Source organism: Enterococcus sp. DIV1444a, assembly GCF_051712125.1.
In the GTDB taxonomy this organism is placed as follows: domain Bacteria; phylum Bacillota; class Bacilli; order Lactobacillales; family Enterococcaceae; genus Enterococcus; species Enterococcus faecalis.
Genome location: NZ_JBIOOG010000001.1, coordinates 1,029,777 through 1,055,743, shown reverse-complemented (window position 1 = coordinate 1,055,743; position 25,967 = coordinate 1,029,777). Strand labels below are relative to the sequence as shown.

Below are 25,967 nucleotides of genomic sequence, written 5' to 3'. Positions count from 1 at the left end.
CACTCCTTTACTTCGTGTTATCATACAGAATAACGCATTTATGAGAAAAAAGTAAAGCGTTTCTTGCGTTTTATTTAAATTACTTTCATTTCTTCTTCTGGTTTCGGTAGAACAAGATGATGTTTTTCTAACTCATGCGCCATATGATTGACCGCTTTTAAAATTTCTTTGCGTGTAATGATGCCTTTAAAGCGTTGGTTATCATCAACCACTGGTAAAAAAGAAGCATCTACTAATAAATGCAACACTTCTTCTAAATCCCACGATTCACCAATTACGGGAACATTAACTTCCATTACATCGGCCACAGTAAATTCGTTCAATTTTTCAAAATCCACTGAAGTCAAATCAAACATTTTATCTACAACGTCTGTCAAGCCGATTAAGCCAACAAAGCGATCTCCCTTATCTAACACAGGAATCTTGGAATAGCGAACTTTCGATAAGACTAATGCCGCGTGACTTAATGGATTTAAACACATTACATTGGCGACATTTTCGGCGGGTACTAAAAACGTTTCTTGTTTTTCTAATAATAATTCTTTTACAGCAGTCCCTATCATGATTGGGTTGCCTCCATTTCTAATTCTTTAACACATAACTTATTGTACCTAATTCTGCGAAAAAAGTCTTGGAATTCGCAAATTCTTCATAACTTAACAAACGAAAATTAACGTTTTGTTCTATTCTCATCCAAAATAAGAGAACGCTTTCTTAAAAAAATAAAAACTTAGTTGTCCCATAACAGACAACTAAGTTTTTATAAAAGACCAATTAATCAGTCAATTATCCTTCTTTTTCACACGTTTCATCGTAGCCATCACTGACCATAATAAGCAGAAATCCCATGTTTTCTAAGATAGTGTTTATCCAATAAAAAATGATCAATTGGTTCAACAGCTGGATTAATTGTTTCCGTCAAACGTGCCATTGAACAGATTTCATCTAAAATCAAACTGTTTTCAACTGCTTTTGCCGGAGTCATTCCCCAAGTAAATGGGCCATGTCCATAAACTAGCACACCTGGAACTGCTAAAGGATCTAGTTCTTGTTCATGAAATGTTTCAACAATGACTTTGCCAGTCTCTTCTTCATAATTTTCTTTAATTTCACTTTCAGAAAGCGCTCTTGTACAGGGTACAGCGCCATAAAAAGCATCCGCATGGGTTGTACCGTAAGGAGGTAAGGCTCGCCCTGCTTGAGCCCATGTAACACTATTCAGAGAGTGCGTGTGAGCAATCGCTCCAATTTCTGGCATTTTTTGATAGAGATAAAGATGCGTGGGTAAATCAGAAGACGGCTTTAACGCATTGGTTTCCAATAGTTGTCCCTTTAAATCAGTCACTACCATCTGTTCCTTGGTCATTTCTTGATACTCGACGCCGCTTGGTTTAATTACGATAATCCCTAATGACCGATTGATTTCACTAACATTGCCCCACGTTAATTTGACTAAGCCCAGTTTTGGCAAAGCCAGATTCGCTTCATAAACACGTTGTTTCATTGCTTGAATGATTGCTTTATTGTTCATAATAACCCACCTCTGCTAATTTGGGATAGAGATATTGCTGCGCGGCTTGAATTTTTTCTTGAAAATTCAAATCCGTTTCATTCCACATTTCAATTAAAAAAGGACCACTATAGTTTAACCGCTTGAGTGTTTTCAATAAGCCTGTAAAATCAACACAGCCTTCTCCAAAAGTAACTTCCCGAAACTTCCCTTCAAATGTGTCTGTTACAGCGAAGGTGTCTTTTAAGTGAATAGCAGCGATTTCAGCAATTCCCTTTTCAAGCTCAACCGCCGGATTATTTTCCGGCCAAGCAGACAAATTACCCAAATCAGGATAAACATGCAAAAAAGGGGATGGAATTTGTTCCTTAATCTCTAGAAATTTTTGTATGCTATTCATAAAAGGATCATCCATAATCTCAACAGCCAGAATGACACCGTATTGTGCCGCTTCCTCAACGCCATTTTTCAGACCTTGAAGAAAAAATTCCCTTGTTTCGACAGTTTTTTCTTCGTAAAAGACGTCATAGCCAGCTATTTGAATTACCCGTATGTTTAATTGATGGGCCAAATGAATCGCTTGAGATAAAATTTCCCGTCCTTTTTCACGTGTTTCTTTATTTAAAGAGCCTAATGGAAACCGCCGATGACCACTTAAACACAAAGAATGGATAAAAAAATCTTCTTTCACCATTAATTGAGAAAGTTCTTGTAACTGGCTTGGTGTCCAAGTCAATCGTGCTAGACGTTCATCGGATTCATCAATTGACATTTCTAAAAAATCAAACCCTAATTTTTTGGCCCATGTTAATCGTTCTGTCCAAGTTAAATTTTGCGGGAGTGCTTTTTCATACAGTCCAATTCGTGCCATTTTATCACTTCCAAATCTGATCGATTTTTTTTTGAAAATCTTTGGCTGCTTGTTCAGGATTTTTCGCTTCGGTAATCCCACGGCCCGCAATAAATGTTGCAACTGCCATTGTTTGAAACAATTCAAGCGTTTCGACAGTTAAACCACCTGTGACGGACACTTCAAAGCCTAAGTCAATTAGTTCTTGAACTTTATTCAAATCTTTCTCTCCCCAGCTGCCGCCAGCTAAAAGAGCATCTCTACTTTGATGATAAATCACCTGATTAATCCCTAATTCTCGCCATTGTTGCGCTTGTTGCATTGTCCAATCTCCATATAGTTCTACTTGTAATTCTCGGACTTCTTTTTGAGCTGCAGCCATAGTTGGCAAGGTGGCGCAACAAATGACCGTCATGAAATCAGCACCTGCTTGTGCGACATTACGAGCAACTGTCCCGCCCGCATCAGCACATTTTGTATCAGCAACAATTGTTTTATTAGGAAACATACGTTTTAAACAACGAATTGCTTTTTGCCCTTCTTGTAAACACAAAATAGTGCCAACTTCGATAATATCGACAATTTCTCCGACTTTCATACAATCTGCTAAAGCGTCTTCTAAGCTATTATGATCTAAAGCGATTTGTAAGTTTGGTCTTTTCATCTTTCTCACCCTTTTATTCAGATTTTTGATAACGATCTGAAGCCATATATTTTTCTTGAATTTCTTTTGCAGACATTACATTTTTAATGCCAATCACTGTGACTCCGCGTTTTTCTGCTTGCTGAAACATTTGTAAAAAATTGACTGGAGTAAAAACAACGTCGTATTGGCTAGCAGAGCTTTTTCCTTCTGAAATGGCGCAATGATGAATTTTTGTAATCGGTACACCTAGTTCTTTCATTGCTTTTTCAACACTCCGCATCATCATGAGACTCGTGCCAGAACCATTGGCACAGGAAACAAGTATTCTCATTTCAAATTCCTCCTTTAATTCTCTTGAAATTTTTTAGCATATTGTTCATAATCATTGACAATCATAAAGTAACCTTCTGGATTTTTCCGATACTGAAGTTGCGGAATTATTAATAACCCAATCACCACCACCGCTACGCCAACATAGCCTAGAACTTTCATAATGATTGTAAATAACGGCCAAGCTGTTGCCCAATCGAACATGCCCAAATAACCGCCATATTGAGATAATCCAATCCATGTAGCAAATAAAGCTGAGCCACCTACTTGGATTAAACCTGAAAGGAAGGGGAATAAACAAGCAGCTTTTACTCCGCCACGATTATTTGCATAAACAGCTATGACAGCGTTATCAAAAAACAATGGGATAAAACCCGCAATAACGATTGTCGGAGACTTTAATAGAATCAGTAAGCCAATCATTAAAAACTGGCCTAATGCGCCAAAGAGAAACCCAATTGTTACTGCGTTGGGCGAGCCAAACCCGAAAGTCGCTGCTACGTCAATCCCAGGAACAGCGCCTGGTAAAATGGTATTTGAAATCCCTTGGAATGACTGCGTCAACTCGTCGACAAAGGTTCTAACGCCTAATTGTAAGATAGCTAAATAGACAGCAAAATTTAATGAAGTGGTCATGATATAAAAGAAGAAACTCTGCCCTTCTTGCATAAATTTAGCTTGAATTAAATAATCTTGTCCCAAAACAAGCAAGATAATGCCAAAGAAAAAGAGCATCAAAATGGACGTAGCAACCATATTTTCATTAAAAATGGATAGAAATCCTGGTAATTCGATATCTTCCAATTTTTTATCGACCTTCTCTGAACGATGTTTCTTTTGATCACGTTTTTTCAACCATTCTGCTAATTTTGCAAAAATAAATATACCAAACATTTGTTGATGGGCTACCGCAAAACCAGCACCTTCTGTTAATTCCTGCGTAATTCCTACCGTTAAATTTGAAGCAACTGCCCAATAACACCCAAGAATTAAGCCCATAAAAATTAGTACTTCGATTCTACCTAAGTTAGGGAAACAAAAGAGTAAAATCCAGAAAGCGGTAGCTGCTTGTTGAATCTGAACATTCCCTGTTGTAAAAACGGCTCTCAATTTTGTATATTTTTGAAAACGAACCAGCAAAATATTCATAATAAATGCGATCAATAACAAAATCATCACATCACCAAAGGTTCGTCCAAAGGTTTTCATCAAGCCTGCATCAACTGCATTTTGCCCGAAATATGGATCGGTAACCATTGCCTGTAAATTAAATCGCTCTTTCAAGCCTACTAGAATAGGGCGAAAATTATTAACCAAACCACCAGAACCAACACTCAAAATAAAATAACCAACTGTCGCTTTCAGAAAACCTGCTAAACATTCATAAAAGGGCCTCCGTAACAAGAGATAACCTAATAACACGATGAAACCAATCAAATATGCTGGCTGTGTTAAAACGTTCGTAGCAAAATAAGTCCAACTATTTAACAAGAACTCCCCCATTGATTTTTCCCCCTATAATTGATATTTCTCCATAACTTCTTTAAAATCCATTGGCGTGTTTGTTTCTAACAAGTCAGCAATCACGCCATCCGTCATCAATAAATCCATCAATTGCTGAATATTTTCAAGATGTTCGGCGGGATTTTGGGCTGCCAATGTAAAAAATAATGTTGCTGTTTTTGCTTCTTGATCGCCAGCAAAAGTGACTGCTTGCTTAAATTTTGTAAAAGAAATGGCCGTTCCAAAAACGCCTGCGCTTTCCTCTGATGAATGTGGCATGGCTACTTCAGGAGCAATGATGATATAAGGTCCAAACGTTTCGACACACTGGATAATCTCATCGACGTAACTCTGATCGATGATGTGTTTTTGGAGTAAAATCAAACAACTTTCCTGAATCGCCTCTTGCCAACTAACCGGTTCTTTATCAGGGTAATGAATAAGCTCTTGCTCCCAAAAATAAGTTAACATTGTACATCCAGCCTTTCTTACAAGAATGAAGGAAATGGTGTATCATTTTCTTTAACAAAAACATCATCAAAGCCACGATCAAAGTTAAATTCTAAGTTGTCTTTGTCATCTGGATAAACAAATTTGCCACCCACTTGCCAAATATATGGTTTGAATTGATAATGTAAACGATCTTTTTTAAATTTCCAAATTTCCATGATTTCTTTTGGATCCGCCATAAAATTAGACCAAATATCATAATGAACAGGAATGACTACTTTCGCATTTAAAGATTCTGCCATTCTCAACATATCAACAGAAGTTATTTTATCTGTGATACCGCGAGGATTTTCGCCATATGCTCCTAAGCAAACATCAATTGCATATTGATTACCATGTTTCGCAAACAAGTTAGAATAATGAGAGTCTCCGGCGTGATATACCGTACCACCTGAGGTTTCAAATAGATAATTGACAGCTAGTTTATTCATGTCCTGAGGCATTTTACCTTTAAAGGTATTTTCAGGATTATCAGAAGTAATTAGCGCGGTTCGATCAAAAGCTTCCAAGGCCACTACATTCACATCATTCACTTTTATTTCTTGACCAGGTTCTATAACGCGTGTTTTTTCTGCCGGAACACCCCAACGCTGCCATGTTTTCACTACTTCTTTTGGACCAATAAATAGAGCCTTAGGACAATTTTGATGAACAGCAGCAGCTGTGTGAATATCCAAATGGTCTGAATGAATATGTGTGACAACTAAAGCATCTACCTCTTTTATTTCAAAAGGATCAATCACAAAAGGTTGTGTTCTTAAATTAGGTTGCATTTTTTGGCAACCACTCATGCGCATCATTTGATGGCCGTTTTTCATTAAGCCGTTCCCGTGCGTTTGTTTTCCTGTTCCACACCATAAATCACATAAAATATTCGTGTTCTCATGCGTTTTCAGCCAAATGCCTGTACAACCAAGCCACCAGAGTGCAACCGTTCCTTGAAGCACATTCGTCTGATTAATTTCTTCGTTTAAATAAGTGCCCCATTCTGGAAATGTCGCCTTCAACCAACTTTCTTTTGTAATTTCATGAATCGATTTGCTCATGCTACCACTCCTCTTCTCAAATGATTGTGTTATGCTTTATAAGAAAATCATAGCCGCAAAAAATCACAATGAAAACCCTTTTATATGATTGTTTGCACTTTTAATGATTCTTTTACGTGTTTTGTTTTCCCATGAGTTATACTATTTCATGGGGGACCGTGTCCAAAAAAATAATTAAAGGAGGTTATATCACTTGAAAAGTTCCTTAGAAACCATTGAAAAAAGGCAACAAAACATTCTCGCACTGCTGCAAAAAAACAAACAAATGACTACCTATAAATTAGCAGATGCTTTAAATGTTTCCTTAAGCACAATTCGTCGTGATTTAAATGTCTTAGAAACTAAGAATGACATCATTCGAAAATATGGGTATTGTATTTACAACGACCAAAATCAGAAAGACTTTGATCAATCAGGACCGGAGTTATTAAAACAAGCCATTGCTCGTGTCGCTTGCAGCTATCTAAGTGATTATGATACCGTTTTCATCAATTCAAGTTCCACTGCTTTGAATATTCTCCATTATTTAAAGGCCGATCATCTGACCATCGTAACGAATAATTTAAAAATTGCCACCAAGCCTCATGTTTCTCAATACAATTATATTTTGACCGGAGGCGAATTACGTTTTCCCAAAGAAGTTCTGGTAGGAGATATTGCCATTAACACAATCACCGCAACGCATGCCGATGTTTGCGTAATTGGCTGTAGCGGGGTCAGTTTAGAACATGGAGTCACTACAAAAATTTTCAATGAAGCAAAAATTAATGAGCTTATGATAAAACAAACAACAAAAGTAAAAATTCTGGTCGCAGACCATCGAAAAATCGGCTTGACTTCTAAATTTAAAATTGCTGATATTACCGCTTTTGATTGTTTGATTACGGACAAACATTGCTCATCAACTTTAATTACAGAACTTCGTAAGACCGGCTTAAAGGTTATCCAAGTCGACTAAAAAAAGAGCGTAGGACAAAAATCTCTTTTGGATTTTTGTCTTACGCTCAAAATCTGATAAATAAAAAAGTAGCACTTATTTCTTAACATTCACTTACTTCGTAAACGTTGCCTTTAATCGTTCCAACGGTTGATGCTCTTTGTTATAGTACTGAACAAGATATTGTTCAGGCGTGCTTTCAATTATGGCATATGTTTTCTCTTGAACTGGCCCACGAGGTAAACGAATACTTCCTGGGTTAACAAAAAGAATGTTATTGTGTCGCTCTGCACCAAGTACATGGGTGTGACCAAATAAGGCAATTGTCGCTCCTGCTTCTTCCGCTTGTAAAGCAAGTGTCGTGAGACCCATTCTAACATTGGCCAAATGACCATGTGTCATGTAAATAACTTGATCCCCCACTTTTTTAGACACAGTTTTGGGAAATTCATCATAAAAATCACAATTTCCTTGCACTACAATGAATTTTTGCCAAAGTTCATCTGTCGGTTCTAATTCAGAATCACCACAGTGAAAGAGTGCATCGACTTGTCCTTCATAATGATTCACTAAGTCAACTAAACAGTCACGGTCGCCATGATTATCGCTTACTACCAAGATTTTCATACGTTTCAACTCCTATTTTTTTAGCCATTCTTCCCATTGTTCTTTTAATTTTGCCACCGCTTGTCCACGATGACTGACTTTATTTTTCTCTTCTCCAGACAATTCAGCTGCAGTCTTACCAAGCTCTGGAACATAGAAAAGTGAATCGTACCCAAAGCCTCCTTCACCACGAGGAATCGTACCGACTTCTCCTGGCCATTCAGCTTCGACTACCAGACTTTCTTTCTTTGGTTCAGCAAAAACCAATGTACAATGGAAACGCGCTTGTCTTTTTTCTTTTGGCACGCCCGTTAATTCATGTAATAGTTTCGCATTATTTGAAGCATCGTTAGTTGGCTCACCAGCAAAACGAGCAGAATAAATCCCTGGCATTCCTCCTAACGCATCAACAATTAATCCTGAATCATCTGCTAATACTGGTTTCTGTAAAATTTCTGCAATTGTTTCAGCTTTTAGACGAGCATTTTCTTCAAATGTCCGACCAGTTTCTTCTACATCTGGCAAATTCGGATAATCTAATAACGTCTTAACTGTATATCCTTTTTCACCAAAAATTGAACTAAACTCTTTCGCTTTACCAGGATTTCTAGTCGCAATGACAATCACTTTCTCTTCTGAATCTTGCGAAGGTATTTCTTCAGAGGCTAAAGCATAAAGCGCTTCTTTCTGATATGCAATTAATTCCTCAATCCCTGTTTTTCCATAAAAGAGCATGGCATTCAACTCATCTCCTGAGAAGGTGGCTTCTTCACCCGTTCCTTGAATTTCCACAAATTCACCAGATTCGGTCATCACGATGTTCATGTCCACTGCAGCATTCGAGTCCTCTGCGTAATCTAAGTCCAGTACACAATAACCATCGGGTAAAATACCCACGCTGACAGCAGCTAAATGCTCTTTAATTGGGTCTTCCGCTAGCGCACCAGTCATCAATAAATGATTGACTGCTAAGCGTAGAGCAACAAAAGCGCCTGTAATACTAGCTGTACGGGTTCCACCATCTGCTTGAATCACATCACAGTCGACAACAATGCTCCGTTCCCCTAACTTTTCTAAGTCAACAACAGCTCGCAATGACCGACCAATCAAACGTTGAATTTCCATTGTTCGCCCTGTTAATTTCCCTTTTGCGCTTTCCCGAATATTTCTTGTGTTCGTTGCGCGAGGGAGCATGCTATATTCAGCTGCTACCCAACCTGTTCCCGCACCTCGTAAAAATGGGGGAACTTTTTCTTCGACAGTGGCTGAGCAAATTACTTTTGTATCGCCAAACGAAATAACCACCGAACCTTCTGGATGTTTAAATACATTGGTTTCAATGGTGATCTTTCGCAATTCTTTTGGTGCACGACTATCATGTCTAATCATTTTCGTTTCCTCCTAAGTGAATCTGTTGTGCTTTTAAGTTCTCTATACCAAGCCAACTGCTTGCAATCTCTTCAAACATTTTTGCAGAACCAGTTGTATAAAATTCATGGGATTGTGTAGGAGCTTCAGGTGTATGTGCAATGTCAAAATAATCGAGAAGCATGCTAACTTCGCCAACTGTTTCGGCTCCTGAGTCAATTAATGTCACATGACTTCCCATCACATTTTGAATTACTGGGCGTAACAACGGGTAATGGGTACAGCCTAAAATCAACGTATCAAGTCCTTTTAATTGTAAAGCTTGAAGTGTTTCTGCCACAATTTTTTTTGCTACGGAAGAACGATATTGATTACTTTCAACAATCGGGACAAATTTAGGGCAAGCTAAACTAGTCACCTCAATTGCTGGTGCCTTACTTTTAATGGCGATTTCATAGGAAGCACTTTTGATTGTCCCTAACGTACCTATGACACCAATTTTGTTATTTTTTGTGACTTTAACGGCTGCTCGTGCGCCAGGTAAAATAACACCAACAACTGGAATTGGCAAGGCAGCTTTAATTTCTTCTAATGCGACAGCCGTCGCGGTATTACATGCGATTACTAGCATTTTTATTCGTTTTTTTAATAAAAAATCGGCCATTTCCCAAGTAAACTGAACGACTTGTTCGGCTGGCCGTGGACCATATGGGCAACGGGCTGTATCTCCTAAATAAATTAATCGTTCATTTGGTAATTGCTTTAGCGCTTCCTTTAAAACAGTTAATCCACCAACGCCAGAATCAATTAAACCAATGGCTTCTTGCTTGCTCATTCTCATCCTACCTTTGCCTTTTATTCACTGCCTTTATTTTCTACTTTTTAAGGACTATTGTCAATTTTTCCTGTTTTGCTCTCATTTATTTCTTTTTTTGAAGGAAATCTTTTTCGATTAAAAAACTAGTAATTCATTTTTTTGTATGTTATAATTCCTAACATTGAGAATACAATTAGAAATACATTTGGTTAATTTAATTTAAATAACATGTTTCTCACCGAATCCTCTGTTATCTTTTCTGCCAAATGATTGCAAAGGAGACTGCCTATGATTTCTTTAGAACATGTAAATAAGTATTTTGGGGAGCATCACGTTTTAAAAGATATTACTTTGAATGTAGAACAAGGAGAAAAAATTGTCATTATCGGACCCTCCGGCTCTGGAAAAAGCACATTAATTCGGTGTATGAACCAATTGGAAAAAGTCAATGATGGTTCCGTCGTAATTGATCACATTGACATCACCAAACCGAAAGCACCTATTCAAAAGGTTCGCCAGAAGGTTGCCATGGTCTTTCAAAATTTTAACTTATATGCTCACAAAACAATTATTGATAATTTAACGTTAGCACCGATTAAAGTGATGGGCGTTTCCAAAGACGAAGCGGTTCGGACTGGCATGAAGTATTTAGAACGGGTCGGCTTAGCTGATAAAGCTTCTGCTTATCCTTCGCAGCTTTCTGGCGGGCAGCAACAACGGGTCGCTATTGCTCGTGCCTTAAATATGCATCCTGAGATTATCCTTTTTGATGAACCGACTTCGGCACTTGACCCAGAAATGATTCAAGAAGTTTTAGATGTAATGGTCGATCTTTCCAAACAAAACATTACCATGGTTTGTGTCACACATGAAATGGGCTTTGCTCGTCAAGTTGCTGACCGTGTAATCTTTATGGACCAAGGAGAGATTATTGAACAAGGAACGCCTGAACATTTCTTTACAAGCACTGAAAACCCTCGTGCAAAAGAATTTCTAAGTAAAATTATTCATAACGGGTAATGAATAAAAAACAAAAAATTGGAGGAATGAACAATGAAAAAACAAAATAAATGGCTGGCTGGACTCTCCTTACTTGTATTAGCAGGCATCATTGTCGGCTGTGGTAGCGGCGACAATGACTCAACGTCAAAAAGTGCTTCATCAAACAAAACGGTTACAGTAGAACAATTAAAAAAGGCGGGGAAAATTAAAGTAGGTGTTAAAGAAGATATTCCTAATTTTGGCTATATGAATCCTGATACAAATAAAAATGAAGGAATGGAACCAGATATTGCACGTTTGATTGCGAAAGAAATTACCGGCAGCGAAGAGAATGTGGAATTTGTGGGCGTGACAGCGAAAACGCGCGGTCCCCTTTTAGACAATGGTGAATTAGATATGGTAATTGCCACATTTACCATTACTGATGAACGTAAAAAGACGTATAATTTTACAACTCCCTATTATACAGATGAGATTGGTTTCCTTGTGCGCAAAGAGGATAACTTTTCCAGCATGAAAGATTTAGACGGGAAAATAATCGGCGTTGCACAATCTGCTACGACAAAAGAAAATTTAGAGAAAAAAGCGCAAGAGGAAGGAATCAAATTTACTTATCAAGAATTAGGTTCCTATCCAGAATTAAAAACAGCGTTAACTTCTAAACGAATTGATGCGTTTTCAGTCGATAAATCAATCCTATCTGGGTATGTGGATGACAAGACAGAAATTTTAAAAGATGGTTTTTCGCCACAAGAATATGGAATTACTACAAAGAAAGCAAATACTGAATTAAATGATTATCTAAATGATTTAATTGAAAAATGGGAAAATGACGGCACACTAGAAAAAATTTATCAAGACTGGGGCTTAAAAAATTAATCATTCCTAAGACTTGAAGAATCAAAAATTTTAGGAGGGATTTTTATGTTTTTATTAGCCAATATTTCCTGGCTTGAAGAAGGACCGTTTGCCTTATATCGTTGGGAAGCTTTATTTCAAGATTGGCGAATTTTTGGTCAGGCTTTTCTCTATACTATTCTGCTTTCTTTAGGGGCGATCTTAGTTGCCTTTGCTTTAGGCATTTTCTTTGGCAGTTTATCAGCGACAAAAAGTAAACTTTTACATGCAATTAGTCGTGTCTATGTAGAATTTTTTCAAAACACACCTTTGTTGATTCAATTTATCGTTGTCTATTATGGCTTTCCTCTGCTAAGCCCGCTGCTTTCATTTTCTATTACTACGATTGCCATTCTATGTGTAGGCTTCTATCATGGCGCCTATATTTCTGAAGTGGTTCGCTCAGGAATTGGGGCTGTCCCAAGGGGGCAATTTGAAGCGGCTTATTCGCAAGGATTAACGTATGGCCAAACGATGCGGTATGTGATTTTACCACAAGCATGGCGGATTATGTTACCGCCTTTAACCAATCAAGTCGTTAACCTAATTAAAAATACGTCCACAGTTGCCATTATTTCTGGCGCTGACGTAATGTTTGCTGCCAATAGTTGGTCGTCTGTCAACTTGAACTACATTCCTGCTTTTGCGCTTGCTGGTTTCTTATATTTCATTCTTTGCTTCCCATTAGCGAATTTAGCTAGAAAAATGGAAGAAAAAAATAAGAAAGCATATAGTAGATAGGAGGAAAACAGATGCCTTTTTCAGAAGAAATGCGTCAATTACTGACAGCAAATAATTTTCAATTTCTATTTAACGGCTTAAAATTGACACTCTATATTTCTTTCGTCTCAATTATTTTGAGTACGATTTTTGGCACCATTCTAGCCGTTTTGCGAAATCAAACTCATGGACCACTGAAGTTACTTGCCAGTATTTATGTAGAAGTGGTACGCAATATTCCAAACTTATTGTGGATTTATGTTATTTTTTTGATTTTCAAAATCAAATCCACTCCTGCTGGAATTGTGAGTTTTACTGTGTTTACCACCGCTGCTTTAGCGGAAATTATTCGTGGTGGTTTGAATGGTGTCGATAAAGGACAAATTGAAGCGGCGCGTTCTCAAGGTTTTTCAAATTGGCAAATTCTTTATCATATTGTTTTGCCTCAAGCCATTCGCAATGTTTTACCAGCGATCGTTTCTCAGTTTGTTACTGTCATCAAGGATACAAGTTTCTTGTATTCCGTGATTGCTTTACAAGAACTCTTTGGCAAATCTTATATCTTAATGGGGCGCTACGCACAAACAGGACAAGTATTCACTATTTACGGAATCGTCGCCCTAATTTATTTCATTATTAACTTTAGTATCTCACAATTTTCACGTTGGCTTTCACGAAATTGGGCGAAAAGTTATTAATGTAGTTAAAAACAGGAGGCTGAGACAAAAGTGTTTAGCTCCAAGAAATAAGAAGGAATTTCCGAAAATTGTTCTTTAATTTTTGGAGAATTTCGGCTTATTTCCGAAGGAGCTGCTTTTGTTCAGCTGATTATCTTAAGATTTAGAAAGCGGGGCATAAGTCATTTCGACTTATGCCCCACTTTCCTGTTTTTATTTTATCTTACTTCTACTTGATGTTTTTCAATTAGCGCTTTTTCAACTTTTTCCATTGAACGATTAATTTCTTCATCCACTAATGTCGCTTCTGCATTAACGAAAGTTAAACTATAGGCCATTGATTTTTTACCAGCGCCTAGTTTTTCACCTTGGTATACATCAAATAAATGAACCTCTTTTAAATATTTACCTGCGTTATCTGAAATAGTTTTTACCAGTTCTTGATTGGTAACTGTTTCGTCGACTAATAAGGCAATGTCTCGAGAAACTGCTGGGAATTTAGAAACTGCTTCATAAGTAACTCCGCTTGCTTCTGTGGCTACTAATTGTTGCAAGTTTAATTCAGCAACATATGTTTCAGGAATATCATATGCTTTTGCTGTCGTTGGGTGAACTTGTCCGACAAAACCAACCACTTCATCTTCTAAATAAATCCATGCTGTCCGTCCTGGATGCATTTCTGGAATCGCCGTTGTCGCTTGGTAACTGATTTTTTCTGTTAATCCTAAAACAGCCACAATACTTTCCACTAAGCCTTTTACTGTATAAAAATCAACGGCTGTTGCTTTTGTTTGCCAATCTTTAACCATTGCATTACCAGTTAAAGCAAGTGCTAAGTGATTTTCTTCTGTAGGTAAATTTTTTGTTGGATCTTCTGTTTGGTAGAAAACGCGTCCTACTTCGTAGAAGGCGATATTATTATTTTTACGCGCCACATTGTACGCTACATCATCTAATAAACCAGAAATTAAGTTCATACGTAACACAGAACGCTCTTCGCTCATTGGCCATTGTAATCGTGTTGTTTGACTTTCTTTCATCATAAATTGACGTGATTTTTCTTCTGTTGTCAATGCATAGCTGATAGCTTCACTCGTGCCATGACCTTCTAGTAAGCTCTTTAATTGGCGCGTAACATGTTGTGCTTTGGTTAGACTTCCAGCAACCGTTTCTCCACTTGGCAATGTTGAAGGTAAATGATCATATCCATAAATGCGCGCCACTTCTTCAATAATATCTGCTTCAATCGCAATATCCCAACGTCTTGGTGGAATCGTAATTTCATATGCGCCTTGATTTACTTCATAAGCAAAACCGAGTGCTTCAAAAATTTCATTCACCGTTGCTTCATCTAATGCAGTGCCTAAATATTGGTTGATTCGTTCTAAAGTCACAGCTACCTGCGCTTCTTTAACGGCCACTTCAGAACCAATTGCAGTGCCTGAGACTACTGTTCCGTTGGCTAACTCTGCAATCATCGCGGCTGCCACATCACAAGCTAGCCCAACTGTCGCTTGGTTGATGCCTTTTTCAAATCTACTTGAAGATTCACTCCGTAAATTGAATTGTTTAGACGTTTTGCGAATAGACAATGGATTGAACAATGCCGCTTCTAAAGCCACAGTTGTTGTTTCTTGACTGATTTCAGAATTAGCCCCACCCATTACGCCAGCTAAACCGACAGGCGTTTTTCCATTCGTAATGACGATATTTTCTTCTGTTAATTGACGTGTTTCACCATCTAATGTAATTAGTTCTTCTGCTGCTGTTGCTCGACGAACCAAGATTTCTTTGCTATCTAATTTTTGGTAATCAAATGCATGCAATGGTTGACCAAATAATAATAAAATATAATTTGTCACGTCCACCACATTGTTAATCGGACGGATTCCTTCATTCATCAATCGGTTTTGCAACCACTGAGGACTTTCTGCAATCGTCACATCTTTAATAACACGAATTTGATACGCTGGCGCATCTTGTGAATCTTCAACAGTCACTGTTACGTAATTTTCCACGTTATCTGAAGCATCTTCTTTGAGTTCGGGATCATTAAACTGAGGCGTTTGACGATAAATTGCGCCAACTTCATAGGCTACCCCTCTCATACTTAGTGCATCTGCACGGTTTGGTGTAATTGATAATTCAATAATCGCATCATCCATGTCTAAATAAGGGAAAACCGGTGTCCCATTCACTGCTTCTTGAGGTAAATAATAAATCCCTTCAGCATAGGCTTTTGGTACGACATTATCTGAATATCCTAGCTCTTCTAACGAACAAATCATTCCGTTAGAGACTTCGCCACGCATTTTGCCTTTTTTAATTTTTTGATTTCCTGCAATTCTTGAACCAGGTAATGCTACGATGACTTTAATTCCGGCTTTTACATTTGGTGCTCCACAAACAATTTGTGACAATTCTTCTTCACCGATGTCTACTTGGCAAATTGATAAGTGGTCAGAGTTTGGATGAGGAACACATTCTTTTACTTCACCGACAACAATTTTCTTTAATCCTTCTTCAGGTACAGCAACGCCCTCAACTTCGATACCTGTCACAGACATTTTGTCCGCTAATTCTTGCGGAGTAACGTTTGAAAGATTAACATATTCATTTAACCATTTATAAGAAACTAACATTTTTCAACTACTCCTTTACCTTGAATTGATTTAAGAAACGTAAATCATTTTGATAAAAATTACGGATATCATTTACACCGTAACGTAACATAGCAACGCGATCTGGTCCTAAGCCAAAGGCAAAGCCTGAGTACTCTGTTGGATCAATCCCTGACATTTGTAACACATCTGGATGAACCATCCCCGCACCTAAAATTTCAATCCAACCTGTATGTTTGCAGACGTTACAACCTGCGCCGCCACATTTAAAACAGCTAACATCTACTTCGACTGAAGGTTCTGTAAAAGGGAAATAGCTAGGACGTAAACGAATTTTACGATCTTCACCAAACATTTTTTTCATCATGACTTCTAACGTCCCTTTTAAATCACCCATTGTGACATTTTTATCGACAACAAGGCCTTCAATCTGATGGAATTGGTGACTATGTGTCGCATCATCTGTATCACGACGGAATACTTTCCCAGGAGAAATCATTCGTAATGCACCTTTTGAAAAATCGTGTTTTTCCATTGTTCGAGCTTGAACTGGTGAAGTATGCGTACGAATTAACATCTCATCTGAAATATAAAACGTATCTTGCATGTCGCGTGCCGGATGATCTTTTGGTAGATTCATGCGTTCGAAATTATAGTGATCCGATTCTACTTCGTATCCTTCCACTACTTGATAACCCATGCCTAAGAAAATATCTTCAATTTCTTCCATAACTTGTGTCAAAATATGACGTGTGCCTTGAGGCATTTGTTTCCCAGGTAAAGTTACATCTAAACTTTCTTCTTTTAGTGCCGCATTTAATGCTTCGTTTTCTAAAACAACTTTGCGCGCTTCAATTGCTTCAGTTAATAAATCACGAATTTCATTTGCAAAGCCCCCCACCACTGGTCGTTCTTCTGGTGAAAGGTTTTTCATGCCTCTTAATACTTCGGTGATTGGCCCTTTTTTCCCTAATGTTTCTACGCGAATTTGGTTTAATTCTTTTAAAGTAGCAACTTGTGCGATTTCTTTGAGCGTATTGTCTCTAAGAGCTTCTAATTGCGCTTGTAATGTCATTATGCGTTCCCCTCTATCATTTATTTAAACTAAAAAAAACGATAACCCATTCCTTTCAAAGGAACGAGCTATCGTGTTACCATCCTAATTCATAACAAATTGTTGTCATGCACTCATTTCATTTAACGGCAATTACCGGTTTGCTTTCTTCTTGAAAACAAACAAACTCAGGAAGTGAATTTCGCTTGGTGACTGTGTAAATCAGCTTCCAGTCTCTGGCTGACTCTCCCTAAAACACGTCAATTCAAACTACTTGTTTCCATCACTGTTTTTTTAGTTATTTAATTACGTTTAGTTTACAAGAAGTTTTGCTTGCGGTCAACTGCATTCTTCGTCTTTTACCCATTTTTCTGCCCAATGTTGAATTTGTTCCATTGCTAATTGCAAGTCTTCGCCTTTTTCGGTCAGGAAATATTCTAAGCGATTTCCTTCACCGCAACGAACAGCTTTGGTGATAATCCCTTCAGCTTCTAGTTCCTTCAATCGCTCTACTAAGACACGATCACTTAGCATTGGAATTTTTTCTTTTAATTCGCCAAAACGTTGAGGACCTCGTTCTAATAAAACATCAATAATTAAACCATTCCATTTTTTACCAAGTATTGAAAATGATTTTTCAAATTTGGGACAAAGTACAAACGATCCTGTTTTTACTTTTTCCATCTTCCTCACCTCTTCAATGAGTATAGCACATTCCTTACAAAATGTAAGTGTTTCTGCTTCTAATTTTTTCTACTTTATAAAATCTACAACATTTCCTGTCTGCATGTCAATAATTACTCCTCCATTTAATAAAATTAAATAGACGTGCGACACCTCTTTATGCGTTGCCTCTTGTAGCGCTCTACGATAAAGATTCATCTGTCCGCGATACCGTTCGACAATTTCAGAAATTGCTTGGGGAGAGGTGCCTTTTACATGATCGGTTTTATAGTCATACAAAATGCATTGATTGTCTAATTCGATATAGCCATCAATAATCCCATGAATTAATAAATCATCTTGTGTCGTTTCTGGATAATTTTGAATGAGCTCTTCTGCTTCAATCAGCATAGAAAAAGGTTGTTCCCTTCTAACGGTTTGATGGTGTTGAATCAATTGTTTTCCTAAGGCGGTGTCAAAGAAGGCCACGATTTGTTCCAGATTCATTTTTTCAGCAATTGCTGGTAAAATCAATTTATTTTCCACTAAGCGTTCTTGAACAGCTCGCACTTCCTCATAAGAAGGTTGCGTACTTAAATCAATTAGTTGTAATAAATAATGGGTTGCTGTCCCAATTTCAGCTGCTGAGGGCGCTTGAACCGTATCTAAAAATTTAGGCTTACTTAAATCTCCTTCAATCATTCGATTGACAATTAACGGTTGCGCCTGAATAGTATTGTCTTCCCGAACCTCAATTTTACCAATTTCTTTGTTGTCGGGGTCATCAAATACTCGCTTGATTTCAGAAACAGACTGATAACTGGTGGTCCGAGTAGCCACTTCAAACGGATAGTTGAAACTTAACCGTGCAAGGCCACGATTGATTTTGTCAGCAGATAATTGCGCTTTTTCGGCTAAATCCTCTGCTTGTCTTTCTGGTAATTGTAATTGCTGAATGGCTGCTCGTAGTTGTTCTTCGTTGAACCACTGAATATGAAAGTTAGCTGGGTGCTTTTTGACTTGGGGAACGTTACTTACTACTACTTCTTGCTGATATTCAGCGGCTTTTTGATGGCGTACCAATGTCATCCCAACCCAATTCATTAAACTACTTTTACTTTGCAAGCGATTTTCAGCTGGTAGCACCAGTGTTTCCACATCGCCAACTTTCAGCCACTCTTTCCACATTGCCGCTTGGTCTTTATAGGAGCCCACCAGAAAAAGTTTTTGTTCTGCGCGTGTCAACGCCACATATAACTTCCGCATTTCTTCAGATAGTAATTTTCTCAATCGTACTTGTTTAATCGCCAAAAATGGTAAAGTATCGTACATAACTCGTTCTTCAGGTTGTAAATAACGAATGCCTACCCCTAAATTTTCTTCAAAGATATAGCGTTCATTCAAATCACTGACATTAAATTCTTTGGTCATATCTAAAACGAATACCACCGGAAATTCTAACCCTTTACTAGCGTGAATCGTCATGACGCGTACGGCATTCTCTTCACTTAAAACGACTGGTTCTGCTAAATCTTTGTCTTTTTCTTGCATTTTTTCGATGAAGCGAACAAATTGAAATAATCCGCGGAAGGTTGTTTTTTCATACGCCGCGGCCCGATCGACCAACGCATATAAATTGGCTTGGCGTTGTTTGCCAACAGGCAACCCGCCAACATAATCAAGGTAGGCCGTTTCTCGATAAATCGTCCACAGCAAGGTGCTAATCTGGTTGCGTCGAGCCTGTTCCCGCCATTTTTCTAATGATTCAGCAAAACGTATAGTTTTTTCCTGAACAACTGCTTCCTCCATGGTTGGTTCCATCTTTTGATTAAACGTTAAAAATGCTTCGTAGTAACTGGTTTCCTTATTAGCCAAACGAATAAGCACTAATTCGTTTTCTTTTAATCCAACAATTGGTGAACGTAACACAGCTGCCAAAGGAATGTCTTGATAGGGATTATCAATCAATTGAAGCAAGGCAATCATTGTACGAATTTCCGTTGCTTGGAAATAATTTTGAGCATCATTGACTTGAACTGGAATTTCTAATGATTTAAAAACATCTAAAATAGTTAAATTATTTTTCTTTGTAGGCGTTAATAAGACAATATCTTGATAAGTAATCGGTCGATCCGTTTTCAGCTTTTTATCATAAATTAAGAAATTCTGGTCAATTAATTCACGAATTTTCAAAGCAGTAACGTAAAGTTCCCCTTCTGTCTTATCTTCAATCAACAACTCAGGGGATTGTAATTCTGGAAATTCAACTGATTCTGTTGCTTTTTTTTCATAAATTAGCAATTCAGTTGAATAATCAGCCGCCTCCGAAAATTGATCAAAGCCATGAATCAAAGCGGCTGACTCATCGTAAGCAATTTGGCCCACTCGCTCATCCATTAATTGACTAAATACTAAATTCGTAAAGTCTAAAACGTCTTTGCGGGAACGAAAATTTTCAGCTAGAATAATTCGTTTGCCCTCTTTGCCTTGCCCATACTGATTGTATTTTTCAATAAACAACGTAGGATCTGCCAAGCGGAAAGAATAAATAGACTGTTTCACATCTCCTACCATAAAAAGGTTTCCTTCTGCGCTAAGCGGGCGGCGCAACCAATACAAAATAGATTCTTGTAATTGATTGATATCTTGGTATTCATCGACTAACACTTCATCAAATTTTTCGCGATAGTAAACCGAGGCTTCTGATGCATGCCAGCCATCTGCCTGATTTTTCGCTAAAATAGCTAACGTATAATGTTCTAAATCGTTAAAATCCACTAAATTTTTAAGCCGTTTTTCTGCGCCATAGGCCTCCATAAATTGTTTCCCCACGTGAGCCATTTCTTGAACAATGGGCGTGGCCTCTTTCAAGACTTGTTTCATGGCATCTGGAGAAAGTGTAAACAGTTGCTTTTTCAAATCATTTAACGCTTTTTTATTTTGTTCTCGTAACTGTTTGGCTTGTTCCGCGGTTGGTTTCAACTCTTCGGCACGAACCGTTGGGTAGCGGTCAAAGCTTAACAATTCAGTCAAATTATAGGCGCTTTCTAAATCATTTCTCTCTAAAAATTGTAAAAATTGTTTTGTTTGTTCCTTTTCATTTTGAGCTAAATACCAAATCTTTTGAAGTTTCTCTTCGCCCTCTGTTAAGGTCACCATTTCTTCGTAACGCTGAAGAGTTCGTTGTAACGTCTCAACGGCTAGCGGTTTTAAATACGTCTGAAATAACGTTGATTCGCCTAGCTGATCCCCTACTTCGTAGGCTTGTGTTAAGCCATTAATCCACGCCTCTGGATCAGGATTGGATTTGGCAAATTCATAAAAAGAAAAAATTAAGTTAGTGAGTCCGTCATCACTACGATCATTGGAAAAATTCGCTGTTAATTGGTAAAATTCTTCTTGATTTTCCGCATAAAATTGTTCACGTAATGCATCCCAAACATCTTCTTTTAATAACAATGTTTCTGTTTCATCTGTTAACATCCGAAAAACTGGATCTATGTCAATTAAATAATAAAAACGACGAATAACAGTTAAACAAAAGGCATGTAACGTGCTGATATTGGCTGTTGGCAAAAGAGCAATTTGACGAGAAAAATGCCGTCTTCTTTCTGGATCTTGTTCTTCATTCATTGCCTTTTGTAAAGCCACTTGGATACGTTCTTTCATCTCACGGGCGGCGGCTTCAGTGTACGTCACAATCAAGAGACGATCGATATCGACGCCGCTTTTGACTTTTTCAATGACACGGCGGACTAAAACAGTGGTTTTTCCTGAGCCAGCCGAAGCAGAAACTAAGATATTTTCATCGCCATCAAACACCGCTTGCCATTGACTGTCGGTGAATTGCTCATTGGCTGGACGTAGTGGAATTGTTTTACTCATCTTCGGTTGCTCCTTCCTCATCTTTGTTTAACAAGCGCGCCATAATTTCCTCTTTGGATAAATTCTCAATACGATGATAATTATTTTCTTTTAGCATCACATCAAAATCACAGACACTTCGAAACGGACAATAGCGACAAGCAATCCGTTCCTTGCCTTGATAAGCGGGATTAAGTTGAACTTCGCCGCCAATAATTTGATTCCCCGCTTCAATAAATTTATTTCGGTTATGGGAAAGCAACGCGCCTAATTCTGGTTCTGTCACAAATTTATCTTCTTGGCGACGACCAGGTTTAATTTGTTCTTTGGCGGATTCTTCAATCGGAAACAGCAACGAACTTTGTTTAGCTTGCAGACTCGTATCTAAATGATCCAATAAATCTGGGTCTTTCATCAAAAGACCATCAAACTGATATTTTTTAAGCATTTGTTGTTCAATGTCGTCTTTGCCTTCATAAGATAATGTAGGATTGTGTACATGCAGATAAAGTGAGCCAGCAGGTTTAGCTTCTTGACCAACTAATTGCACAGCATCCATTAAAGCCACATCCAAGTACGTCAGCATTTGCATGGCTAAGCCGTAATACGCTTCTGTCATATTAAATTTACGGTGACTCGATTTATAATCAATCACACCTAAATAGGTTGATTCGGGTGTAACCAATTGATCAATCCGGTCGATTTTCCCACGAACATGAATTTTCCCTTGATTTTTTAATGGTAGTTCCAAACCAGAAATTCCTTTTTTAGCGGCAATTTGGCCAAATAACACTTCCGTTTGAACAGTCGTCATGCCACTTCGTTGACTTTGGCGTTTCAGCGCCCAACTGACTTTTTTAATTGTTTGACTCAATTGATAGCGAATATAGTTCATGCGACTAGAGGTTGTTAATACGGAAAAACGCGCATCCCCTAAAATACTATTTAGCACTTCCTCCGCCAATAAATTGACTTCCTGATCGGTTAGCTCAGATAAGTTCCGTTGATTCATAATCAATAATTTAAAGAACTGATCCAATGCTTCATGGAAAAATTCCCCTGTAGCTGCTGGCGAAAGCCCAAAGACATCTCTTTCTTTCAAACGTAAGCCATAGCGAGAAAAGTATTGATATTGACACCGATAAAAACTTTCCATCCGAGAAACGGATGTATAAATATCTTTGCCGTATAAAGGTTCAGCTAAGACCTCGTCAATTTTTTCAGGAATATTTTGATGCGTTAAACTTTCGAAAACTTGTTTGGCTAGCGGAGCAATTGGTTGGTTCATTAGCGCTTTTTCCATATTTAACCAGAAAGGCAACAATCCTTCTTGTGTTTCTTTCCGTTGTCTTTTCAAGCGCGTTAATTCACCAATTAACGTCCGATACGTACTAATATGGGCTAAACTGGTCGTTTCATCATCGAAAATGGTTGTTTCATTTTTTTCAAAAACAGGCAAGTTTAAATCTTTTTGGATATTTTTAAAATAAGGAGACGGTTTGACTTCTTGAGCGGTGTCTTTAACACTTGGATAGGTTAAATATAACCGTTCTCGCGCTGAAGAAAAGACGAGATATGCAACAAAAGGTTCTTGCGCAATTTTGCGCCCGGTTGTCCCACGTAAATATTGGTTTTCCGTTAAAGTATCATTGATTGTCTGACGTTCTTCATCAGACAATAATGTTTTATTTTCAATCTTTTGTGGAAAAATTTCTTCCGTCATCCCAATAGCAAAAGTAACCTTGACGGCGCCAGGTCGCGTTAAATCCATTGCCCGAACTTGTACTTGGTCAATCGCTGTCGGTACTTTACTATAGTGTAAACCTTCCAAGCCACTAACAAATATTTCCTGAAACGTTGTAAAATCAAACAAACTTTCTCCATAAACAGTGACATATTCATCTAGTAACGACATTAATGCATCCCAGGTCTGTTCATGGTTACGAGCTGTTTCTAATTGACCTGCTTCAATAGCTTGTAAGCGCCACATTTTTAATTGCGTTGCCACACCACTTTGCAATAAAAAGTGATAGAAGATGGTCGCTGCTTCCAAACCAGTTTTGGCACTTATCATTGCATGAAAGTAACTAGGCAGCAGCCGTTGAAGCGATTGACGAATCGCATTTGACTCTTCTTCCATCGTAGCGACATCTTCTTGCTCTTCCGCTTCAAAATCATACCGAATAAATTCCCAATCTTTTTCTTGCGACCAATAATAGCCTTCATAGCCGTATGCAAGGACTACATTTTCGGTAATATCAACTTTTCTACGCCAAGCATTCCGCTGGTTTAACCAATCAGTCAAGCTTTCTTCAGAAGTAGCGTGTTGATTCATTGGCATAAATAATTCCGTTCTCAAAAAACGAAGCACATCTCGATAACGATAATTGTACGTATGAATAGCAAATAAAGACTCAATCCACTCGACTAAAGGATGCCGATCCATAGCCATATCTCGGTCAACATAAACAGGGATCCCGTGTTCCGCAAAAATCGGTTCTAATAAATTTTCATAACAATCTAAATCACGAGTCAATACCTGAATTTCTTTGTAACGATACCCTTCTTCCACCGCTAAACGGCGAATTTCGGTTGCAACATGTGTTAATTCTTCTTTAACGTTTTCAGCACGCCACAGAAATAAACCATCGCCCCTCCAGTCAGTTGTGCTTAATGTAGGTAGGTGTTCTTGCGATTGAATCCAATAATCGTTTAATCCTTGCAAGTCTGGATTTGTAATTAATATCTCTTTTTTTTCCACATAATCTGAAAGAATCGGCACTTGCTTCTGTCTTGCTAGTTGATAAAGCTGATGATAGGTTTGACCCGCTTCATAAAATAATGACCGCGGATCAGGTAAGTCATGCGGATATTGTTTGTCCAATAAAAGGGCTACTTTCACAGAACCTGCTTGTGCCATTAGCACTTCAATCAACTTTAATTCCCTAGCGGTAAACTGCTGATAACCTGAAATAACGAATTGAACATGCGACAAATCAACCGTTTGTAAATACTCGCTTAAATGTTGAATAATCTCCGCTGATTCATAGCCATACTGACTCATTTGTAATTGGAATCGTGTAAAAATTAACGTTAAATCTTGAAACTTAAGTTGTAAATCTTGTCCTTTAGGGTTCTCCGTTTGTTTTTCTAAAAATGGATAGAGCTCCGCGATTTCAATATTGCCTTCGCGCATTTCTTGATAAAGCTGAAATAGTTGCTGAATAAAGCCAGGCTTGTTAATTTCACCTCTAAAAATTTGCAACTCTTCTTCTGCTTCTACTAAAATTTTGCGAAAAATCATTGCAGCTCCTGCATCAGATAAAACATCTGCCGAGTAAAAAGGTGTATGTTGTAAATAGTACCAAGCCAAACGGTAAAAACTAAAAACCTGCAGACGGGTACTGGTTATTGAATCAGACGAGGTTGTCTGTAATTGACGTAACTTTTGCAAGACTTGAATTTCTTGCTCAAATTTAATATGGTTCGGGACTAAATAGAATACTTCATGCTGTGCGTCTTCTTCTAGCCATTGTTTTGTCGCCTGTATAAGTGGCGCTTCTAAATCTGCCACGGCGGTTCCTCTAATAAACTGCACACTCATGGTTTCACATCCTTTTCCTTTGCACTGCCTTTATTTTACCACAAAAGAAGGACGGAAACATGTGTTTGTTTTTACACATTTCCGCCCTTCACTTTTACTCATTGTATCTTTTATTGTTTTGACACTTCTGGTATCGGACCAAACCGTGAGAATGGCCACATAACAAATTTCACTTCACCCAAAATATCTTTTTTATGAATAAAACCAATGACACGACCATCTTTTGAATTACGTCGATTATCACCTAAAACAAAGTAGCTATCTGCCGGCACTTTTTCTTTTAGTGAAAAATCGCCTGTCAAAGGTTGACCATCTGTTAAGGCTTTTTTAAATTCATCTAAATAGGGTTCGTCAACTTCTTTTCCATTGATGTACAACGTATCATCCTTGTATGCAATTGTATCTCCAGGTAAACCAATCACACGTTTAATATAATTTTTATCTGGTTCATCTGGCGCTGGGAAAGTAATAATATCGAAACGATTAATTTCTGTGTTTTTTAATGTAATTACCCGTTCACCATCTGCTAACGTTGGATCCATTGAATGACCTCTCACTACGACAGGCGTAAATACAAATTGTCTCAGTAAAAACAGACCCAAAGCCAAACAGGCAAAAAAGACGACTGTTTTAATTAATTCTTTTGATTTCAAACTCATTCCTCCAAAAACCTTATTATCTTATGACTCATATTCTACCACAAAGTAAATCAATCCTATAGTGCTTAACACTCAATTAATTT

The 25,967-nt window shown here is 37.9% G+C and carries 22 protein-coding genes and 1 other annotated feature; of the genes, 5 read left to right on the top strand and 17 right to left on the bottom strand.

Annotated features, from left to right (window positions below):
- Positions 1-74: 74 nt before the first annotated feature.
- From cbpB to ulaG, 8 genes are all read right to left on the bottom strand, one after another.
- The gene (gene cbpB / locus IGI87_RS05275) at positions 75-563 is read right to left on the bottom strand and encodes a cyclic-di-AMP-binding protein CbpB (protein ID WP_113793807.1); all 489 of its coding nucleotides are present in this window, start codon (positions 561-563) and stop codon (positions 75-77) included.
- A 257-nt stretch (positions 564-820) separates the two neighbouring features.
- Entirely contained in the window at positions 821-1,531 is a 711-nt protein-coding gene (locus tag IGI87_RS05270) for an L-ribulose-5-phosphate 4-epimerase (protein WP_242365808.1), read from the bottom strand.
- Positions 1,521-2,381 (bottom strand): L-ribulose-5-phosphate 3-epimerase, encoded by an 861-nt coding sequence (locus IGI87_RS05265; protein ID WP_438736415.1) that lies wholly within the window; start codon positions 2,379-2,381, stop codon positions 1,521-1,523. The genes IGI87_RS05270 and IGI87_RS05265 overlap by 11 nt, the downstream gene beginning before the upstream one ends.
- 4 nt (positions 2,382-2,385) lie before the next feature.
- Positions 2,386-3,024, bottom strand: coding sequence for a 3-keto-L-gulonate-6-phosphate decarboxylase UlaD (locus IGI87_RS05260; RefSeq protein WP_438736414.1), 639 nt, complete (start codon positions 3,022-3,024; stop codon positions 2,386-2,388).
- 13 nt (positions 3,025-3,037) lie between these two features.
- On the bottom strand, positions 3,038-3,337 hold the full coding sequence (locus tag IGI87_RS05255) for a PTS sugar transporter subunit IIB (RefSeq protein WP_002358018.1): 300 nt from the start codon (positions 3,335-3,337) through the stop codon (positions 3,038-3,040).
- Positions 3,338-3,351: 14 nt separating this feature from the next.
- Positions 3,352-4,839: a PTS ascorbate transporter subunit IIC gene (locus IGI87_RS05250; RefSeq protein ID WP_002366460.1), complete on the bottom strand. Its 1,488-nt coding sequence runs from the start codon at positions 4,837-4,839 to the stop codon at positions 3,352-3,354.
- 12 nt (positions 4,840-4,851) lie between these two features.
- A complete protein-coding gene (locus IGI87_RS05245) occupies positions 4,852-5,310 on the bottom strand; it encodes a PTS sugar transporter subunit IIA (protein ID WP_002358021.1) in 459 nt (152 codons plus the stop codon).
- Between the two features lie 17 nt (positions 5,311-5,327).
- Positions 5,328-6,395, bottom strand: a complete 1,068-nt coding sequence (ulaG, locus tag IGI87_RS05240) for an L-ascorbate 6-phosphate lactonase (protein ID WP_438736413.1) — start codon at positions 6,393-6,395, stop codon at positions 5,328-5,330.
- Positions 6,396-6,588: 193 nt separating this feature from the next.
- Here ulaG and IGI87_RS05235 point away from each other — a divergent pair, with 193 nt between their 5' ends.
- A complete protein-coding gene (locus IGI87_RS05235; protein ID WP_002382117.1) occupies positions 6,589-7,353 on the top strand; it encodes a DeoR/GlpR family DNA-binding transcription regulator in 765 nt (254 codons plus the stop codon).
- Between the two features lie 93 nt (positions 7,354-7,446).
- On the opposite strand, the gene IGI87_RS05230 is transcribed toward IGI87_RS05235, so the two are convergent.
- The 3 genes from IGI87_RS05230 to racE are packed head-to-tail and all read right to left on the bottom strand — an operon-like array spanning position 7,447 to position 10,147.
- Positions 7,447-7,959 (bottom strand): metallophosphoesterase, encoded by a 513-nt coding sequence (locus IGI87_RS05230; RefSeq protein WP_438736412.1) that lies wholly within the window; start codon positions 7,957-7,959, stop codon positions 7,447-7,449.
- A gap of 12 nt (positions 7,960-7,971) precedes the next feature.
- Positions 7,972-9,327: a ribonuclease PH gene (gene rph / locus IGI87_RS05225; RefSeq protein ID WP_104854311.1), complete on the bottom strand. Its 1,356-nt coding sequence runs from the start codon at positions 9,325-9,327 to the stop codon at positions 7,972-7,974.
- Positions 9,320-10,147 (bottom strand): glutamate racemase, encoded by an 828-nt coding sequence (gene racE / locus IGI87_RS05220; RefSeq protein ID WP_438736411.1) that lies wholly within the window; start codon positions 10,145-10,147, stop codon positions 9,320-9,322. The genes rph and racE overlap by 8 nt, the downstream gene beginning before the upstream one ends.
- A gap of 264 nt (positions 10,148-10,411) precedes the next feature.
- Here racE and IGI87_RS05215 point away from each other — a divergent pair, with 264 nt between their 5' ends.
- Genes IGI87_RS05215 through IGI87_RS05200 form a run of 4 tightly spaced genes read left to right on the top strand, consistent with a single transcriptional unit; the run spans position 10,412 to position 13,440 of the window.
- A complete protein-coding gene (locus IGI87_RS05215) occupies positions 10,412-11,143 on the top strand; it encodes an amino acid ABC transporter ATP-binding protein (RefSeq protein ID WP_280212499.1) in 732 nt (243 codons plus the stop codon).
- A 33-nt stretch (positions 11,144-11,176) separates the two neighbouring features.
- Complete coding sequence (locus tag IGI87_RS05210; RefSeq protein WP_438736410.1) at positions 11,177-12,004, top strand: transporter substrate-binding domain-containing protein; 828 nt, start codon at positions 11,177-11,179, stop codon at positions 12,002-12,004.
- A 45-nt stretch (positions 12,005-12,049) separates the two neighbouring features.
- A complete protein-coding gene (locus IGI87_RS05205) occupies positions 12,050-12,763 on the top strand; it encodes an amino acid ABC transporter permease (RefSeq protein ID WP_002366455.1) in 714 nt (237 codons plus the stop codon).
- A gap of 11 nt (positions 12,764-12,774) precedes the next feature.
- The gene (locus IGI87_RS05200) at positions 12,775-13,440 is read left to right on the top strand and encodes an amino acid ABC transporter permease (RefSeq protein WP_002382114.1); all 666 of its coding nucleotides are present in this window, start codon (positions 12,775-12,777) and stop codon (positions 13,438-13,440) included.
- Positions 13,441-13,637: 197 nt separating this feature from the next.
- Here IGI87_RS05200 and pheT read toward each other — a convergent pair whose 3' ends face one another.
- The 6 genes from pheT to lepB all read right to left on the bottom strand — a co-directional run bounded on the left by pheT (position 13,638) and on the right by lepB (position 25,884).
- Positions 13,638-16,061, bottom strand: a complete 2,424-nt coding sequence (pheT, locus tag IGI87_RS05195; RefSeq protein WP_438736409.1) for a phenylalanine--tRNA ligase subunit beta — start codon at positions 16,059-16,061, stop codon at positions 13,638-13,640.
- Positions 16,062-16,068: 7 nt separating this feature from the next.
- On the bottom strand, positions 16,069-17,115 hold the full coding sequence (pheS, locus tag IGI87_RS05190) for a phenylalanine--tRNA ligase subunit alpha (protein ID WP_002358034.1): 1,047 nt from the start codon (positions 17,113-17,115) through the stop codon (positions 16,069-16,071).
- A 56-nt stretch (positions 17,116-17,171) separates the two neighbouring features.
- Positions 17,172-17,390 (bottom strand) — a binding site (T-box leader).
- A gap of 43 nt (positions 17,391-17,433) precedes the next feature.
- Entirely contained in the window at positions 17,434-17,778 is a 345-nt protein-coding gene (locus tag IGI87_RS05185; RefSeq protein WP_104854304.1) for a winged helix-turn-helix transcriptional regulator, read from the bottom strand.
- 69 nt (positions 17,779-17,847) lie between these two features.
- The gene (gene addA / locus IGI87_RS05180; protein WP_438736408.1) at positions 17,848-21,642 is read right to left on the bottom strand and encodes a helicase-exonuclease AddAB subunit AddA; all 3,795 of its coding nucleotides are present in this window, start codon (positions 21,640-21,642) and stop codon (positions 17,848-17,850) included.
- Positions 21,635-25,225, bottom strand: a complete 3,591-nt coding sequence (locus IGI87_RS05175) for a PD-(D/E)XK nuclease family protein (RefSeq protein WP_438736407.1) — start codon at positions 25,223-25,225, stop codon at positions 21,635-21,637. The genes addA and IGI87_RS05175 overlap by 8 nt, the downstream gene beginning before the upstream one ends.
- Positions 25,226-25,335: 110 nt before the next feature.
- Complete coding sequence (gene lepB / locus IGI87_RS05170) at positions 25,336-25,884, bottom strand: signal peptidase I (RefSeq protein WP_002358039.1); 549 nt, start codon at positions 25,882-25,884, stop codon at positions 25,336-25,338.
- Between the last annotated feature and the right edge of the window lie 83 nt (positions 25,885-25,967).